Source organism: Pseudomonas sp. TE6288 (assembly GCF_054062095.1).
This window is the reverse complement of sequence record NZ_JBSSEW010000003.1, coordinates 100,148-118,291: the sequence shown is the minus strand read 5'-3', so window position 1 is coordinate 118,291 and position 18,144 is coordinate 100,148. Positions and strand designations below refer to the sequence as shown.

12 protein-coding genes are annotated in these 18,144 nt (G+C 65.0%); 7 read left to right on the top strand and 5 right to left on the bottom strand.

The genetic code is table 11. The annotated features are described in order from the left end of the window. Positions 1-10 precede the first annotated feature (10 nt). From ACVWY1_RS03945 to ACVWY1_RS03935, 3 genes are all read right to left on the bottom strand, one after another. Positions 11-4,450 carry an NEL-type E3 ubiquitin ligase domain-containing protein gene (locus ACVWY1_RS03945; RefSeq protein ID WP_277504865.1) on the bottom strand — a complete coding sequence of 1,480 codons (4,440 nt, stop codon included), beginning with the start codon at positions 4,448-4,450 and terminating at the stop codon, positions 11-13. Between the two features lie 77 nt (positions 4,451-4,527). Beyond that, positions 4,528-6,888, bottom strand: a complete 2,361-nt coding sequence (locus ACVWY1_RS03940) for a DNA polymerase II (RefSeq protein ID WP_258701474.1) — start codon at positions 6,886-6,888, stop codon at positions 4,528-4,530. Between the two features lie 93 nt (positions 6,889-6,981). Further along, the gene (locus ACVWY1_RS03935) at positions 6,982-8,187 is read right to left on the bottom strand and encodes an MFS transporter (protein ID WP_457377805.1); all 1,206 of its coding nucleotides are present in this window, start codon (positions 8,185-8,187) and stop codon (positions 6,982-6,984) included. Between the two features lie 114 nt (positions 8,188-8,301). Between ACVWY1_RS03935 and ACVWY1_RS03930 the strand changes: the two genes are divergently transcribed. Beyond that, a complete protein-coding gene (locus ACVWY1_RS03930; protein WP_110700737.1) occupies positions 8,302-9,213 on the top strand; it encodes a LysR family transcriptional regulator in 912 nt (303 codons plus the stop codon). Here ACVWY1_RS03930 and ACVWY1_RS03925 read toward each other — a convergent pair. Beyond that, positions 9,194-10,114 carry a LysR substrate-binding domain-containing protein gene (locus ACVWY1_RS03925; RefSeq protein WP_102684104.1) on the bottom strand — a complete coding sequence of 307 codons (921 nt, stop codon included), beginning with the start codon at positions 10,112-10,114 and terminating at the stop codon, positions 9,194-9,196. The genes ACVWY1_RS03930 and ACVWY1_RS03925 overlap by 20 nt on opposite strands. Positions 10,115-10,284: 170 nt before the next feature. Between ACVWY1_RS03925 and ACVWY1_RS03920 the strand changes: the two genes are divergently transcribed. The 6 genes from ACVWY1_RS03920 to ACVWY1_RS03895 all read left to right on the top strand — a co-directional run bounded on the left by ACVWY1_RS03920 (position 10,285) and on the right by ACVWY1_RS03895 (position 14,910). After that, positions 10,285-11,061 carry a YqcI/YcgG family protein gene (locus ACVWY1_RS03920; protein WP_457377804.1) on the top strand — a complete coding sequence of 259 codons (777 nt, stop codon included), beginning with the start codon at positions 10,285-10,287 and terminating at the stop codon, positions 11,059-11,061. Between the two features lie 2 nt (positions 11,062-11,063). Continuing rightward, on the top strand, positions 11,064-11,696 hold the full coding sequence (locus ACVWY1_RS03915) for a LysE family translocator (protein WP_139670069.1): 633 nt from the start codon (positions 11,064-11,066) through the stop codon (positions 11,694-11,696). 26 nt (positions 11,697-11,722) lie between these two features. Continuing rightward, a complete protein-coding gene (locus ACVWY1_RS03910; protein ID WP_046855073.1) occupies positions 11,723-12,823 on the top strand; it encodes a hypothetical protein in 1,101 nt (366 codons plus the stop codon). 167 nt (positions 12,824-12,990) lie between these two features. Beyond that, complete coding sequence (locus tag ACVWY1_RS03905) at positions 12,991-13,656, top strand: hypothetical protein (RefSeq protein ID WP_102684100.1); 666 nt, start codon at positions 12,991-12,993, stop codon at positions 13,654-13,656. 126 nt (positions 13,657-13,782) lie between these two features. After that, entirely contained in the window at positions 13,783-14,406 is a 624-nt protein-coding gene (locus ACVWY1_RS03900) for a ferric reductase-like transmembrane domain-containing protein (RefSeq protein ID WP_457377803.1), read from the top strand. 15 nt (positions 14,407-14,421) lie between these two features. Beyond that, the gene (locus ACVWY1_RS03895) at positions 14,422-14,910 is read left to right on the top strand and encodes an HvfX family Cu-binding RiPP maturation protein (protein WP_139670063.1); all 489 of its coding nucleotides are present in this window, start codon (positions 14,422-14,424) and stop codon (positions 14,908-14,910) included. Between the two features lie 72 nt (positions 14,911-14,982). On the opposite strand, the gene ACVWY1_RS03890 is transcribed toward ACVWY1_RS03895, so the two are convergent. After that, positions 14,983-18,129 (bottom strand): efflux RND transporter permease subunit, encoded by a 3,147-nt coding sequence (locus ACVWY1_RS03890; RefSeq protein WP_457377802.1) that lies wholly within the window; start codon positions 18,127-18,129, stop codon positions 14,983-14,985. Between the last annotated feature and the right edge of the window lie 15 nt (positions 18,130-18,144).

Below are 18,144 nucleotides of genomic sequence, written 5' to 3'. Positions count from 1 at the left end.
CCGCGAGGGTTCAGGGGGTGTCCAGCGTGATCGTCCGCGCCCTGCCCATGGCCTCACGGGTCAATTGCAGCATCAGCTCATGCTCGCGCTGCTGATAGGTGATATGCAGATGCTCGATTTCCGACTCCCTGCCACCCAGATCCATGAGCTGTTGCAATGCTTCATGCATCTCTCGGGGTACCTTCAGCCGGTGGGCGTAATTTGCCCTCAGGTAGTCCTGCCAGAACGGTTGTCTGGCCAGGTACTGGGCCAGGCTGGTCGCTGACTGCGCGGCAAGCACCGTATGCCTAGCCCGTAGGATGTCCTGAGGCCTGAGGTTGGGAATCCCGAAATGCAGCATGTCATCCTGCTGGATGGGCAGGTCGAGCTCGCCGCGCAGCGCAATGCGATAGGCCAGGGCGAACTCGATCGACTCATTGCCTGCCCCTAGCCTGATGGCATGCTCCGCTGCCACCTGGTCCAGTACATTCAACCGCCATAGCTGCCCGCCCAGATGCAGCAGGGCGCGTTCAGGGTGACGCGCCAGCTCGCCGTGCCGTGCACGCCACACCAGTACACGCAGCTCAAGGTCGGAAAACCGAATGGTTGCATTGTCCTGGCAATCGGTGACGGCCGCGTTATCGAACAGTTCGCGCTTGAGCACTGGGTCCTTGGCCATGTGCTCGAACATGTCCAGCAGGCGGATCGCGAAATCCCTGGCCAGCGGCGCAGACTTGAAATTGCCCGAGGTTGTCAGTAACGACAGGGTATCGAACAAGTCCTTGGCGTCCTCATCCGTTACAAATCGCGTCCAAAAGGCGGACATCTCCTCACGCCTGTCATCTGGCGCGACATCCATCCAACGCAGGCGATACGGGACCCGGCTATCCTCCAGCCAATGCCAGCTACTCAGCGACTGCGATGACGCCTCTAACAGGTTGCCACGCAGGTCTACCCGCCCTCCCCTCCACACCTGCGACCTGTGAAAGTCCTCGGGCACCCCGTGCAGGGCATTGTCTGCGAGATCCAGCGTGTTCAGCTCCGTGCTATCCATGATGCCATAGGGGAAGCTGTCCAGTTGACAGCCTCGAAGGTGCAGCGCATTGAGCCTCGGCATGCCAAAGACCGAAAAGCTCCTGCGCAATGGGTTACCTGAAAGGTTGAGGTACACCAACGAACGACAACTGGCCAGGACCAAAGCCTGGCCTTCATCCAGGGCAATCTGGTTGCCTGACAAGTCGAGCACCTGCAGATGCGCACTGAGCGTTTCCGGCAAGGGGAGACGCCTGAGCCGACAATTGGTGATCTCCAGGCTGCGCAAATTGGGAAACGCCCCAAGGAAGTCATCCGCAACCGTTTCCAGGCGCATGTTGCGCAGCTCGAGGACCGAGATATGGGGAAAGCTGATGGACGGAGGGATGCGCGGCAGATGCCGAAGACGACTATGAGCAAAAATCAGCATATAACGACCCATCTGCGGCAGGCCACCGACCAGCTCGGGTACCAGGCAACGCCAACAGTCGATCAGGTCCTTGCGAAAGGCACGCCGGGCCAGCAATTCCAGCGAGGGGAATGCACCCCGCACCCACCGGTCCATGTTGTTGCGCAGCACGTTGTACTGCTCTTCCAGCGCATCCAGACGCACCTGCGCGTCCGCTGCCTCAAGCCAACGCCCCACCTGTTCGTCGCTGAACGCAGGATACAGGTCCCGCAGCCGTGCCCCGAGAGCCCGCGGCGCACGCACACCCAACGTGGCCCAGAACCTGCCACCGCTCAAGGGATAGCCGATCCGGCCATCCGCGAGCCGATGCGGGGCCAGGAAGGCGCCGCTTTGCCGGCCCCGGCCCAGCCAGTCGAGAATCATGCTCCGCTGGTCGATGGCCTGCGTCGCGAGTCTCGCCCGCAAGGTCAGGGCCAAAGGCTCGTCCAGGCCGAGCGCGGCACGCTGCTCGTCGTTGAAGGCCCTGCTCAGTACGTCGAACAATTCGCCCGAGCCCGCAGGCGCCGCCTCGAGTGTACGACGGCTGAATACACCGTCGCGATGGACCAGGTCCAGAACTGCTCCATCACCCTGCGTGGCCAGCAACGGCTGGCTGGCATCGCCGTCGAACAAACGCCAAGCCGGGCCGGAGGATGCCCCCGGCAAGCGCGCCAGCAGATTCAGGACGACCTGCGCAAGATCCAGCGTTTGCGGCGTATCGAATGTCAGCGCCTCGTGCACGCGCACCGTGCGAATGCTCAGAACCTGGTCCCTGGCCGCCTCGGCCATGCATAGCGGTACCCGCCGCGTATCCAGCAGGGCTGCACGATCATCGTCACTGGCCGTGTGCCAGACCTCATCCGCTGCCAGGCGGTGCAGGCCGGCAAAATCCCGGCGCAGGATCGAGCTGGCGTCAGTATCGGGAAAGGCCGCTTCGTACATCTGCTGCAACAGGTCGCGACGCTGAGCCAAAACCCGTTCGGCAAGGGCCTGGCCAGCCTTGCCCTGAGCGCCGGGCAAGGCCTGCGCCCTCTGCAACAGCGCCATGTCGGTGATCGGCAGTCCACCGCGCAGTTGGTCGCTCAGGTCCTGGATGCGACCCGCCAACAGGATCCGCTTGGCCGTGTCGGTTACCAATGCGTTGGCGCGCCTCCCATAGACATGCCATTCCCGCAGATGGTCCTCTTGTAGACCATGAATAGTCATGAGCTGATCGATCTGATGCCCGTCGAGGTCGCTGAAAGGTTTGCCCAGCCGGCGAACCATCATGTGCGAATCGTTCCACTCGGCCGGTTGCTCGTGCCAGAGCCGCCACGCCCCCGCGTCGTTGTGACGCAACTGCGGGCCATATCCCTGGTAGGGCAGCAGCCGGAACGGTTCGTCGGCGTGTTCCTGGGTGACTCGATACCAATGCCCTTGCATCTCGATCCAGCAACGCCCACCCTGTCGACGGATGCCCTGCCCATCCATCACCTCGCTGCCCGGCGGGACCTCGCTGCGGTAAGGCTGAAGATCGCCGTTCCACAATTTTTCACTGCCGTCGTCCAGCCGCGCGGTGACCAAGGCATCCACTTCGGACCAGGCGCGGCGTACCACGCCGACGGTGGCCGCGGTCGCAGCCACGGCCAGCGAGCGCTTGCCGACATTCAACCAGTGTTCCAAGGCGGCATCACGCTCGTCGTCACGCCAATCGCCGATGGCCTGGAACGCTTCCTGGAGCAGTTCATAGACCATCACCGCGGCCAACAAGGCGCCCAGCACCGGCACGAACAACCCGGCCACGGCAAGCAACCCCCAGCCCTCGGCGCGTAGACACTTGTCGTGCTCGGCCTGGACCTCGCGATCCAGCTGGGCCACGGGAGGCGCGATCATCGCCGCATCGTCCTTGATCTGCGCAATCCAGGCATCGGCAAGATGCTCGAACAGCGCCGGCGGATAGCCCGTGGTCTGCTCATCGAGATCGCGGGTCGCCCAGTCCGGCACATCGTCAAGGCGCTCGCTGATCGCAGTGAACACACGACGGCTGTCGCGTCGGCGCACAAAACGACTGAAGAAGCGGCGGTAGTCATTCTTGCGCAACCGCTTGCCCAGCACGCGGCGGGTATAGTCCTCCAGATCGTCATTGGCACTCCACGGCCCTTGGGGGTCGCCCGGCATATACACCAGCACCCGTTTGCTCGAGTTGTAGATCAATCCCTCGTCGATGACATCCAGCACGACGATACGCTGCACGGGGCAACCAAAGACCTTGAGTTGCCGAACATGGACCGGGGCGCCTTGAAGCCTGCCGAGCTGGTTGTCGCGACACAGCCCGATCACCCATTGCAGCTCGACCTCGCTGAGCACTCCCAGCGCCTTGGCCCGCAGAGCATCGGCCAGCATGCTGCTGCGCAGGAACTGCGCCAGCGACGCCCTGATGCCTTGCCCCCCTGCGTCGGCAAGTAGAATCGAGTCCAGGTGTTGCTGATACTGGCGCCCCAGGTCCAGCGTGCGACACACCGCAGCGAAGGACAACGCCGACAGTCCGGTCTGAACCATACCCTTGCCGTCGACTACGGCATTGCGTCGCGGCTGCTGATACCGCTCCTCCTCGGTGAAATTGCGCAGTGCCGCCTCAAGCAATGGCACGTCGTAGTAGTCGCTGGCGGGAACGGGTACACGCCCGGTAAAGAAGCTGACAGTATGTGCGTCGTAGACATACCAGCGGCGAAAATACAGGGCTCCGACATCCGGGCGGCCATAAGGCTGGAGCGCCAGCTGCAACAAAGGCCTGGCGAAGGCATCGATGTTGCGAATCCTCGCAAACGCGCTCGACAAGCGCCGGTTGCACTTCAGAAGCTGGCGCAGGGCATCGCCCAGCAAGGCGAACTCCAGCTCGCTCAAGCGTATTACCCAAGATGGCAGACGCTTTGCGATTACCTGGTCCTGGTATGCCTGCGCGACGGCAATGGAGTCGATAGCGTTCGGCTGCTGACGGGGACTTTCCTTCATGATTGCCTCCAGAATGCGTGGAGGCATCAAACTAGCCAACGCCAGGCACCGTCGATGCCTAGATATCTGACACCCGCTCAGAACAATGGCAACTGGCGGTCGGTCAAGCCCCTGAAATTATCGTTGACGAACGGCAAGATGGCATCCGCAACCGGCTGAAGTTGACGGCTGAGGTAGTGCTGGTAGTCGATCTGCGCCTGCAGATTCTCCAGTGGCTGCGGGCCCGCTGTGGTGATCACGTAGCTGATCCAGCCGCCGCGCTGATACTGTCGTGGTCGCCCCATCCGGGTGTTGTACTCGTCAGCCAATCGTGCCGCGCGCACATGCGGCGGCACATTGCGCTGGTAGTCGGCCAGGGGGCGACGCAGGCGCTTGCGGTAGATCAACAGCTCATCTTGCTCGCCGGCCAGGGTTCGCCACACATAATCGCGTATGTAGTCGCGATAGGGCTGGCCGCGAAACACCCGCCCATAGAGCTCCTGCTGAAATTGCCGGGCCAGGGGCGACCAATCGGTACGCACCGACTCCAGGCCCTTGAACACCATCTCGTCACCACCGTCGGCGTGCTGCACCAAGCCGGCATAACGCTTCTTGCTGCCTTCTTCCGTGCCGCGGATGGTCGGCATCAAAAAACGCCGGTAATGGGTTTCGAACTGCAGTTCCAAGGCGCTTTCCAACCCCATCGTTTCGCTCAGGTGCTGGCGCCACCACTGGTTGACCTCGGCCACCAGCTCCCGGCCGATGCGCGCTGCGGACTGTTCGTCATGGGCGTGCTTGAGCCAGACGAAGGTAGAATCGGTATCCCCGTAGATCACATCGAAACCACGGGCCTCGACCAGCGCCCGGGTCTGGCGCATGATCTGGTGCCCGCGCAGGGTGATCGACGAGGCCAGACGCGGATCGAAGAAGCGACAGCCGCTTGAGCCGAGCACACCGTAGAAGGCGTTCATGATGATCTTCAGGGCCTGCGATAGCGGCGCGTTGCCATCACGCTTGGCCGCCTCGCGGCCCTGCCACACACGTTCGACGATCGCCGGCAGACAATGCTGGCTGCGCGAGAAACGCCCACCGCGAAAACCTTCCACCGAGCAGGTGTCGTCCGGCTGGCGCAGGCCTTCGACCAGGCCCACCGGGTCGATGAGGAAGGTGCGGATGATCGAGGGGTAAAGGCTCTTGTAGTCGAGCACCAGCACCGAATCGTACAGGCCTGGCCGCGAATCCATGACGAAGCCACCCGGGCTGGCCTCGCCCTCGACACTGCCCAGGTTGGGCGCGACATAACCAAGGCGGTGCATGTGCGGGATGTACAGGTGGCAGAACGCGGCCACCGAACCGCCACTACGGTCCACGGCAAGGCCGGTGATCGATGAGCGTTCGAGCAGAAACTCCAGCAGCCGGGTATGGGCGAAGATCCGCGTGACCAGTTCGCAATCCTTGAGGTTGTAGCGGGCCAGGGCCGGCTTGTCCTCGGCGAAGCGGCGGTTGATCTCGTCCATCCGCTGGTAGGGCGTGTCGATTGCCTTGCCCTCGCCCAGCAACTGTTGCGCGACGCTTTCCAGGCTGAACGAGGGGAAGCTCCAGGTCGCCGAACGCAAGGCCTCGATACCGTCGATCAACAACCGACCCGGCGCCTCGGCAAAAAAATGGCTGCGGCTGCCATGCTCGCGCAGGTGCATCGGTGCGCCGTCACGGCCCAGGCACAGCGGCACGTTCAGGCGCTGGGCATGCTCGTGCAGCAGGCGCAGGTCGAACTGCACCAGATTCCAGCCGATGATCGCATCGGGGTCGTGGCGGGCCAGCCACTGGTTGAGGCAGGTGATCATTTCGGCGCCGTCGCGGCAGTAATGCAGGTCGAAATTCACCTCGCCGGCGTCGCCGTTGGCCGGGCCCAGCATGTAGACCTGGCGTTGGCCACAGCCTTCCAGGGCGATGCTGTACAGCTCGCCACGCTCGCTGGTCTCGATATCCAGCGACACCAGGCGCAAGGCTGGGCGATAGCCGGGGTCGGGCTTGAGCTGGGCATCGAGCAGGGTGCCCTGGCCGTCAGCGCGGCCATTGAAACGCACCGACGCGGTGATGAAGCGCTCCATCAGGTAGCGCTCCGGCGGGCGGATATCAGCTTCGAACACCTCGATGCCGGCACCGCGCAGGCGCTTTTCCAGGGCGATCAGCTGGCGGTGCTGGCGGCAGTACAGGCCCATGACCGGGCGCAGGTCGAAGTCGCGCAGTTGCAACGGCTTGAGTTCGACGCCCTGCTCATCTGCCAGCAGCAAGCGGGCGTGTTCGGCCTGGGCGGCGGGCAGGAAAGCCACCGAGGGCTGCGGGGCCAGGCGCACGCGCCGGGGCCCCTGGTCGGTGGCCAGCCAGAACTCCACGCAGGTGCCTTCGGGCGTGTCATGCCAGTGGCGGGTCAGGACGAAGCCTTGTTGCAATTGCACTGCGGGAGAACCTCGAATCGCTGCTTTGTTCGCACCTGCTGATTGTAACTGTCCTGTCGTCAGAAATGCTGCTTCGCGGATACAGACGTCGGGCTAGCGAGCGCCGGCGGCGAACCCGGCTCGGCGTCCGCCCAGCACCAGCAACCATGCCAGCACCACCAGTGTCAGCACCACCGCGCCAAACGCCCCTACCCCGGCACCCACCAGCAACAGCCCGCCGATGATGCCACCCAGGGCGATGGCGCTGTTCCACACGGTCACCAGCATCGACTGCGCCACGTCGCCGCCCTCGCCTGCCGCATCGGCACAGGCCGTTTGCAGCAGCGTCGGCGCGCCGCCGTAGGTCAGCCCCCACAGTGCCACGCTGGCATGCACCAGCCAGGGTGTGCCTTGCACCTGCCCCAGGGCCAGGGTCGCCAGGGCGAAGCCGGCCAGGCACAACAGCACCAACCCGCGCAGATGCCGATCGACCCCCAGACCGACCAGGGCGATGCCGGCCAGCGAGGCCAGGCCGAAGGTCATCAGCACCTGGCCCACCGCGTCAGCCATGCCCGCCGCGGCGAGCAACGGCACGATGTAGGTGTAGAGAATGTTATGGCCAAGGATCCACACCAGGATCACCACCAGCACCCGCGCCACGCCCGGGGTGCGCAACACTGCCATTGCCGCGGGGCGCTTGCCCGCGGCCTGGCCGGGAAAGTCCGGCACCGCCCGCAACACCCAGGCGACCAGCAGCAATGCAGCCAGGGTCACCATCACGAAGGTTGCCCGCCAACCCATAAATGTCCCCAGCCAGGTACCGATGGGCAAACCCAGCGACAAGGCGATGGGCTGCCCCAGCATCGCCACTGCCATGGCCTTGCCCTGCTGGGCGGGTGCCACCATGCGCCGCGCATGGCCGGCGATCAGGCCCCAGGCCAGGCCGGCGGCGGCACCGGTGCAAAAACGCAGGAGCAAGGTGAGTGTGTTGTCCGACGACACCGCGGTCAGCCCGTTGAACAGGATGAATCCGCCAATGGCCAGCAGCAGTGCCCGACGGCGCCACCAGCCTTGGGTCAGGGTCACCAGCGGGATGGCCGTGAGCAATGAACCCAAGGCGTAGGCCGTGACCCATTGCCCGGCCATGGCCTGGCTGATCTGCATGCCGTCGGCGATCTGGTCGAGCAGGCCGGCCGGCAGGGTCTCGCTGAGGATGGCGATGAAGCCGGTCAAGGCCAGCGCCAGCAAGCCGCTCAGGGGCAGGCGCGTGGCACTGGCGGGGGATGCTCCGGCGCAGGCCGCCGGGGAAGGTGAATGCATGATGGTCTCCGGTTGGTCAAACAGGCAGGCATCTTGCGCCGCTGGGGTATTGCGGAAAAAGCCGGGTACAATTCCGCTCAGTCAGGACACCAACGTCCGCAATCGGAGCACAGCATGGACAGCCTCAGTGGCTTCATGGTCTTCATTCGGGTCGCCGAAGCCCGCAGCTTCGTCGCCGCCGGCCAATCGCTGGGGATCAGCGCGTCAGCCGTGGGCAAACGCGTGGCCCGCCTGGAGGAAAGACTGGGAGTGCGCCTGTTCCACCGCAGCACGCGCAGCATCACCCTGACCGCCGAGGGCACACTGTTCCTCGAGCGCAGCCGGCGCATCCTGGCCGAGATCGAGGCCACCGAGCAGGCACTGTCTCAGGCCAGCGGCGCGCCGCGCGGGCGCCTGCGGGTGAGCCTGCCGCAGGTGACCGGGCTGGTGATGCCGGCGCTGGCCGAGTTCATGGCACGCTACCCGGAGATCGAGCTGGACCTGGACTTCAGCGACCGCATGGTGGATATCATCGGCGAAGGCTTCGACGTGGTGATGCGCGGCGGCCAGCCCCTGGATTCACGGCTGAACGCCAAGTTCCTCGGGCACTTCCAGCATCGCCTGGTGGCGTCCCCCGAGTACCTGCGCGAACGCGGCACGCCGCAGCACCCCCGCGAGCTCGGCGGGCACAGCTGCCTGCACTACCGCTTCCCCAGCAGCGGCAAGCTGGAAACCTGGCCGCTGCGCCGGGAGCACCCCGAACAGGACTACGCCATTCCCATCTCGATGGTCTGCAACCATGTAGAGACGCGCATCTGCTTCGCCCTCAACCACCGTGGCATCACCTGCCTGCCGGACTTCAGCGTGCGCCGGGAGCTGGCGGCCGGCAGCCTGGTCAGTGTGCTCGACCCCTTCATGGAGCGGCGCGGCAGCTTCTACCTGCTGTGGCCATCCGGGCGGCAGATGCCGCCCAAGCTGCGGGTGTTCATCGACTTCATGCTCGAGCGAGTGCTGCCAGCCACCGACCTCAGCCGTACAGGTAGCTGATGTCCTTATGCGACAGCGGCGGCACCTGCGCCACCAGGTAGTCGCGCAACTTGTGCATCTGGTGGGCCTTGGGGCTGGACTTGAGCCAGGTCATGTAATAGCCGTCGCCGGTGGCCACAGCCTGGGGAAACGGCGTGGCCAGGTTACCGGCGGCGAGGTCGGCGCTGGCCAGCACCAGGTCGACCACCGAGATGCCCAGCCCCTGCTGGGCGGCTGAAATACCTTGGTCGAGAGTGTCGAACACCTGGCCCTGGTCGATGCTGATGTCCAGCGCGTCCATGCGCGCCAGCCAGCGCCGCCAATCGCGGCGGTCCGGCGACGGGTGGAGGAATTCGCAACTGGAGAGCACCGAGAGTTCCGGCCGCGCCTGCTCGAGGTAGTTCGGGTGGCATACCGGGATCAGCCATTCATCGAACAGCTTGAGGCTCTCCACATCCGCGGCAAAGCGCCCGTTACCCAACAGGATGGCGCAGTCATAGGGCTCGGAATAGAAATCCACCGCATCGATGTCCATCCACACGCTCGACAATTGCACCGAACAGCTGTTGTCGACCTTCTTGAAGCCGTCCAGGGCCCTCAGCAGCCAGCGCACGGTGAGCGTGGACGGCGCCTTGAGCCGCACGCCATAGCGGTCCTGGCGCAACAGCGCACAGGCATTCTCGATGATCTTGAAGCCGACCTTGAGCTCCTGGGCCAGCAGACGGCCGTGCTCGGTCAGGCGCAGCTTGGGCCCGCGACGCTCGAACAGGTCGCAGCCAAACAGGGCCTCAAGCGTCTTGATGTGATGGCTGACCGCGCCTTGGGTAAGGGCCAGTTCCTGGGCTGCGCGGGTGAAAGAGCCATAGCGCGAGGCCACTTCGAAGGCCCGCAGGGCGTGCAAGGCTTGAATCCGTTCCGACATGGCGCCTTCCGAGCATGAGTGAAGCTAATAGTAGGTCATAGATCCAGGCGTTTTACAACGCAGAGGCCATCTCCGAAAATGCCGGTAAATAACAATTATATATAACCAACCTGCACGGATATGACGAAAAAGTTCTATTAACGCTACCTTCGGATCTACCTGGGGAAATCATGTTTACGGGTTATGGAAACTGCTATCGCCTGGATGCGCTAGAGCTCGCCGACGAACATGTCCAGAACCGACACGACTGGACACACAAGACCATAGAACACTTCAAGGAAACCCTGGCCAACCCTGACTTCCCCTGCCTGTTCGGGCGAAAGGCGGTCACGGCGCGCACCTGCCATATCGTCTTCGCTCGCGCCGCACGGCTGGCCGACGATATCGCCCTGGGCCTGGCCGACTACATCGCCACCATCGAGCCGATCCCGCTCAAGCAGCGCATCGGAAACCCGCTGCTGGTGTTTCTCGAAACGGCCCCTGACTCCTCGCTCGAGGCGCAGCAGGCGCTGGCCTGGGATGTGCTGCGCGAGGTCCACGCCCGCGACTCGCTGCCATGGCCCGAGGAGATCCCGCAGGACCCACATGACGCACGCTGGTCATTCTGCTTCGCCGGCATGCCGCTGTTCATCAACATGAGCTTTCCCGCCCATCGCCTGATGAAAAGCCGCAACCTGGGCCCGCACATTGCCTTCGTCATCAATCCGCGGGAGAGCTTCGACGAAGTGGCCAGCGCCAGCACCGAGAGCGGCCAGCGCATCCGTGCGCGCATCCGCGAGCGGGTACGTCACTACAACGACGGCGTCATGCCCGAGACCCTTGGCTTCTTCGGCCAGGACGACAACTTCGAATGGAAGCAGTACCAACTGCAGGAGCCCGGTTCGCCGAGCCCGGCGCGCTGCCCGTTCCACACCCACGCAATGGCTGAACGCCCTACCGAGAACTGAACGTGAATACCGCACTGACCGCCACCTATGCCCTCACCGTCCTGCTGCTGATCGCCACGCCCGGCCCGGTGGTGGCGCTGATCGTCAATACCGCCGCCGCCTCGGGTTCGCGCAAAGCCCTGTTCACGGCGGTCGGCACCAACTGGGCATCACTGGTACTGATCGGCGCGGCCGCCTGGATCATCCTGACCAGCGCGGCCATCGACAAGACCTGGCTCAGCGGCATGAGCCTGCTGGGTTGCCTGTTCATCGGCTACATCGCCCTGGGCACCCTGCGCGAAGCGCTGCAGGTACCGGCCGAGAGCGCCGCGCAGGCCGCAACCGCTGTGCAACCGGGCCGTGGCGGCTTGCTGCAGGGCTTCATGGTCGGTATCTCCAACCCCAAGGACATCATCTTCTTCATCGCCTTCTTCCCGCAGTTCATCCAGATCACCGAGTCGTTCGGCAAGAGCATGGTGGTGCTGTCGCTGCTGTGGATCGCCATCGATTTCGCCGTGCTCAGCCTTTACATCTTCGCCATCGGCAAGATCGCCTCGCCGCGCAGCAACCGCCTGATCAGCCTGGCCTCGGGTGTCGCCCTGCTGCTGATTGCCGCTGTCGGCCTGGCCTACAACATCAGGGAACTGGCCGCCTGAGCCTGCCCTCACACCAAGGAGCGCCCATGACACCGACCGACAGCGCCACCCCCGGCAGCATGGGCACGCCCGACCCACTGGCAGAGGATTACCAGCGTTTCCTGCAACTGGGCAGCCGCCGGGCACCGCACACGCTGTACGTGCATGAGCGCGGCTACCGCTCCGGCACCATCAACACCGACGCTTTGGGCATGCGCTACAGCCATTGCGCCGGCAAGCGCTTCTCGGTGGCCGAACGCGGCGGCGCGGCGCGGGTCAACCTGCTGGTAGGCGGCTCCACCGCCATGGGCATCGGCGCCAGCTCCGACGAGCACACCGTGGCCTCTTACCTGTCGATGCTGACCGGCGAGATCTGGCTGAACCTGACCGGTTGCGGGCTCAATGCCACGCAGGAACTGCTGATGTTCCTCACCCACCAGCACCGCTTTGGCCAGATCGGTCATGTGGTGGTGCTCAGTGGCCTCAACTCACTGGCCCAGGAGGCCCTGGCCGAGGTACTGGCCGGCGCGCAGGATCCGCATCGGGCACAGGCCTATCAGGACTTTCTCAATCGCTTCAACGAAGGGGTGCAAGCTACCGGCGAGGCACGCCGCGAATCGCTCTGGCAACGCCTGGGCCAGGTTCTGGCGCCTGCGCGACAACCGCGCTGGCCGGACATCGAGCCGCTGTCCAGTCCCGACAAGCGTCTGATCCGCGCCGCCGATTGCGTCGGCCGCACCCTGCGCCAATGGGATCGCCTGCTGGCCGACGGCCATACCACCCTCACCTTCATCCTCCAGCCGCTGCTGCCCTGGTGCCGCGAGGTCGTGCCCAGCGCCGAACAGGCCATGCTCGGCGAACTTGAGCGCCAGCCGTCGAATTTCGATCGCCTGCTCGGCGACACCTTCGACAGCCAACTGCACATGGCCTTCTTTCGCCGTATCAAGAACCAGGCTGAGCCGGTGCCGTGCTATGACATGAACAGCATGCTCAGCAGCTCGCCGGTCTTCAGCGAACACCTGTTCGTCGACCGCCTGCACTTCAACGACCTGGGCAATAACGCGCTGGCCAAGGTGATCACCGCCAAGCTGGGGCTGGCCCAGGAAAGACAGGCCCTGCGCAAGGTCGCACCAATCAAGCTGGTCTGATGGCCGTACGCCGGGCTTTCGGGGAAGGGGCGCGGATGGATAGAATACGCTGTCGTCGCTCCTGATTTGCCCGAGGCAACCGCGTAACTGCCATGACCATCCCAGACGTTCCTTCGTTCCCGGCCCGCCCTCAGGGTCGCAGCCATCGCGCCAGCCTGGCCGTGGCGATGCCGTTGCTGCTGGCCGCCGTCGGCACCCAGGCCCTGGAAGTGAACATCGACCCGCATGCCGACCTGCTTTACCGCCAGGCATTGCCCCTGCTGGAGCAGGCCGACAGCCAGGACGACAGCGCCAGCCCGCTGCGCACCGCCGTTGGCGACCCTGAGCTCAGCCGCCAGGGCCAGGCCATGGCGCACACACTGCCCACGGCCGTGGCGCTGCTGAAGAAATCCGTCGCCCTCGGCCACCCGGTGGCCCAGTACCGACTGGCGCTGTACTACACCACCTACCTGCCCGCCAACCAGATCGCCGAGGCTGCCTGCCCCTTGCTCGAGGCCAGCCTCAAGCAAGGTTTTGCCCCACCGGCGCTGGCTATCGCCCACTGGTGCGCACCCTACAATGCCAGCCCCGCCTACCGCGAGGCCCTGGAGGCAGTCCCGAGCATGGCCACCCTGTATGCCGCCTACTATCCGCAGCCGGCCACCCGCCTGGCGTGCAACCGCAGCAGGCCACAAGGCCTGCAGCTGCAGTGGGGGCGCCAGCGTGACTATCAGGCCGAGATCTACCGGCTGCTGGGCGAGCTGGACCCGCGCCAGCGCCAGGCCTACCTGCAAAAGGCAGTGGAGATCAACGGTTGCGCGGCGGCGCAGCAGCGCCTGACCAGTACCCGCTGAGCACCGCTACACAGCGATACATAACCCAGCCTCCCGCGACACACTGCCGATACGCCGCCCCCGCACACTTCCGGCCACACCACGCGACGGCCCCCGCCGTCGCCAAGCACGCCGGGACCCTTGCCCATGAAAGTATTGCCATTGCCCACTGGCTGGAAGCTGTTCCACGCCCTCGCGGCATTGACCCTGCTGATGACCACTCTGGTCATCGCCACCCATCCGCTCGGTGCCGACGGCTTGAGCAGCGCCATCCGCGCCACGGCACGCAGCTCCTTCGCACTGTTCCTGCTGACCTTCCTGGCTTCGACGCTGGTCACCCTGCTACCCGGCTGGGCCAGCCGCCAGTTGCTGCGCGAACGGCGATACCTGGGCCTGGCCTTCGCCTTCTCGCACACCGTGCATGGTGTGCTGATCTACCTGTTTGCGCATCGCTACCCGGAGTTGTTCTGGGCCGGGCGCAGCGCCGTGGCGAACATCCCGGGCTCGGTGGGTTACCTGTTCATCCTGTTGCTGGCCCTGACCTCGTTCAAGGCACCGATGAGCGTGCTCGGTCCACGCCTGTGGAAGGGCCTGCACAGCACCGGCACCTGGGTGCTGGCGGCGGTGTTCTGCCTGTCGTTCTACAAGCGCGTCCCCATGGGCGGTTGGTACCCGCTGGCGTTCGCCCTGATGTTCGCCGCCATTACCCTCAAGCTCATCGCCAAGCAGGCCCAACGCTCACGCCGGGCCGCCACTGCCCTGTCGCACTGACACAAGGAGATCACCATGCTGACAAATACCCTGACTCGCCCGTTCATGGCCCTCGACCGGGCCGGTAGCTGGAGCGCCGACCTGCCGTTGCGCCTGTTCCTGGCCTGGGAGTTCTTCGAATCGGGCCTGGAGAAGTTCAATGGCGCCAACTGGTTCACCGACCTGCAAGGCAGTTTTCCGTTCCCGTTCGATTTGCTGCCAGCGGGCCTGAACTGGCAACTGTCGATGTGGGCCGAGCTGCTCTGCCCGCTGCTCCTGCTGCTCGGGCTCGGCACCCGCCTGGCCTCGGCGGTGCTGATGGTGGTGACCGTGGTGGCGATCGCGGCGGTGCACTGGCCGAGCCAGTGGTCGAGCCTGGCGGAACTGGGGCGGGGGTATGCGATCACCGACCAAGGGTTTGGCAACTTCAAGCTGCCGCTGATCTACCTGGTGGCGTTGTTGCCACTGCTGTTGAAAGGTTCTGGAAGGTTGAGCCTGGACCACTGGCTGTGGCGTCGGCATTAAAGCATCGCGGGGCAAGCCCGCTCCCACGAAGTGAATGCCTTCGTGGGAGAGGGCTTGCCCAGCGACAGGGGTTCACGCAGTCTCGGCCTCATCGCGCCGGTGCGCCCACTGGTACAACGCCGGCAGCACCAGCAAGGTCAGCGCCGTCGACGACAGGATCCCGCCGATCACCACCGTCGCCAGCGGTCGCTGCACCTCGGCACCGGTGCCAGTGGCCAGAGCCATCGGGATGAACCCGAGCGATGCCACCAGCGCGGTCATCAGCACTGGCCGCAAACGGGTCAGGGCGCCCTCCTCGACTGCGGCGCGCAGGCCGCGCCCTTCCTCGCGCAGGTTGCGGATAAAGGCGATCATCACCAGACCGTTGAGCACCGCCACCCCGGAAAGCGCGATAAAGCCCACGCCCGCCGAGATCGACAGCGGAATGTCGCGCAGCCACAGCGCCAGCACGCCACCGGTGAGGGCGAAAGGAATCCCGGTGAACACCAGCAGACCGTCCTTGAGGTTGTTGAACATCATCAGCAACAAGGCCATGACCAGCAACAACGACACCGGTACCACCACGCGCAGGCGCTCGGCCGCCGATTGCAACTGCTCGAACTGGCCGCCCCAGCGGGTCCAGTAGCCCGGTGGGATCTGCACCTGGTCGATCAAGGTCTGCGACGCCTCCTCGACGAACGAGCCGAGGTCACGCCCGCGCACGTTGGCACTGACCACCACCACGCGTTTGCCGTCTTCGCGGCTGACCTGGTTGGGACCCAACTGCAGGTTCAGCGTGGCCACCTGGGACAGCGGGATGAAGCCGATCTGCGCAGCGCCCGCGGCGGCACTGGCCGGCACCGGGATCAGCAGGCTCGACAGCCCGTCGACATCGGTGCGCAGCGCCTCGGACAGACGCACCACCATGTCGAAGCGACGGTCGCCTTCGTACAGGGTACCGGCGGTACGGCCCCCCACCGCGATGGCAATGGCATCCTGCACATCGCCCACGTTCAAGCCGTGGCGGGCGGCCTTGTCGCGGTCGATATCGATGGTCAGCACCGGCAGGCCTGTGGTCTGCTCGACCTTCACCTCGGACGCCCCCGTCACTTGCTGCAAGCTGGTGGCGATCTGCGCGGCGGTGCGGTTGAGCACCTCCATGTCATCACCGAACACCTTCACCGCCACGTCGCTGCGCACCCCGGAAATCAGCTCGTTGAAGCGCAGCTGGATTGGCTGCGACAGCTCGTAGTTGCTGCCCGGCACGCTGGCCGCCGCCTGCTGCACCTCGGCGATCAGCGCGTCACGCGACTTGCCCTGGTCCGGCCACTGCTCGCGCGGCTTGAGCATCACATAGGCGTCGGAAATGTTCGGCGGCATCGGGTCGGAGGCGATCTCGGCGGTGCCCGTGCGGGCGAACACCCGCTCCACCTCCGGCACCCGCTCGATGATGGTCTTCTCCAGGCGCTGCTGCATGTCCACCGACTGCGACAGGCTGGTGCCTGGCACGCGCAGGGCCTGCAGGGCGAAGTCGCCTTCGCTGAGGCTGGGGATGAACTCGCTGCCCATGCGGCTGGCCAGCAAGCCGGACAGCAGCACCAGGGTCGCGGCGCCGGCAAAGGCCAGGTTGCGCCGGCCCAGCACCCACTCCAGCACCGGGGCGTAACGGCGGCGGGCAGCGCGCATGACCACGCCTTCTTCTTCCTTCACCTTGCCGGTGACGAACAGCGCGAGGGCCGCCGGGACAAAGGTCACCGAGAGGATCATCGCCCCCAGCAACGCCATCACCACGGTGAAAGCCATGGGGTGGAACATCTTGCCCTCGACCCCGGTCAGGGCAAAGATCGGCAGGTACACCACCATGATGATCAACTGCCCGTAGATCAGCGGCCGGCGCGCCTCGCGGGCGGCGGCAAACACTTCGTGGAAGCGCTCGGAACGGGTCAGCATGCGGCCATGATGCTGCTGGGCATGTGCCAGTCGGCGGATGGCGTTCTCGACGATCACCACCGCGCCGTCGACGATGATGCCGAAGTCCAGTGCCCCCAGGCTCATCAGGTTGGCACTGACCTTGTTGCTGAACATGCCGGTGAAGGTGAACAGCATCGACAATGGGATGACCATGGCGGTGATCAGCGCCGCGCGGATGTTGCCCAGGAACAGGAACAACACCGCGATGACCAGGATCGCGCCTTCGATGAGGTTCTTCTTCACCGTGGCGATGGCCTTTTCCACCAGGTTGGTGCGATCGTACACGGTGATCGCCACCACCCCCTTGGGCAGGCTGCGGTTGATCTCCTCGAGCTTGGCCGCCACCGCCTGGGACACCGTGCGGCTGTTCTCGCCGATCAGCATGAATACCGTGCCCAGCACCACTTCCCGGCCGTTCTCGGTGGCGGCGCCGGAGCGCAGCTCCTGGCCCAGGCCGACCTGGGCCACGTGGCTGACGCGGATCGGCGTGCCGTCGACGCTGGAGATGACGATGCTGGCGATGTCCTCGGCCGAAGCCACCTGGCCCGGGGCACGGATCAGCAATTGCTCGCCGTTGCGTTCGATATAGCCGGCGCCGACGTTGGCGTTGTTGCGCTCCAGCGCGGCGACCAGATCGTTGAGGGTCAGCTTGTAGGCTGCCAGGCGCTTGGGTTCCGGGGCGATCAGGTACTGCTTGGCATGGCCGCCGATGCTATTGACTTCGGCCACGCCCGGCACATTGCGCAGCTGCGGCTTGATGATCCAGTCCTGGATCACCCGCAGGTCGGTGGCGGTATAGGGCGTGCCGTCGTCCTTCACGGCGCCCTCCTTGGCCTCGACCGTCCACAGGAAGATCTCGCCAAGGCCGGTGGAGATCGGCCCCATGACCGCCTCGATGCCCTCGGGCAACTGTTCGCGGGCCACCTGCAGGCGCTCGTTGACCAGTTGCCGGGCGAAGAAGATATCGGTGCCGTCATCGAAGATCACCGTCACCTGCGACAAGCCCGAGCGCGACAGCGAGCGGGTCTGCTTCAGGCCCGGCAACCCGGCCATGGCGGTCTCGATGGCGAAGGTGATGCGCTGCTCGGTCTCCAGGGGCGAATAGCCGGGCGCCGCGGTGTTGATCTGCACCTGCACGTTGGTGATGTCGGGCACGGCGTCGATGGGCAGCTTCTGGTAGCTGTGGATGCCCACGGCGGCCATCAGCACTACGGCGAGCATCACCACCAGACGCTGCTCGATGGCGAATTGGATCAGGCGTTCGAACATGAAAAGCGTCCCCGG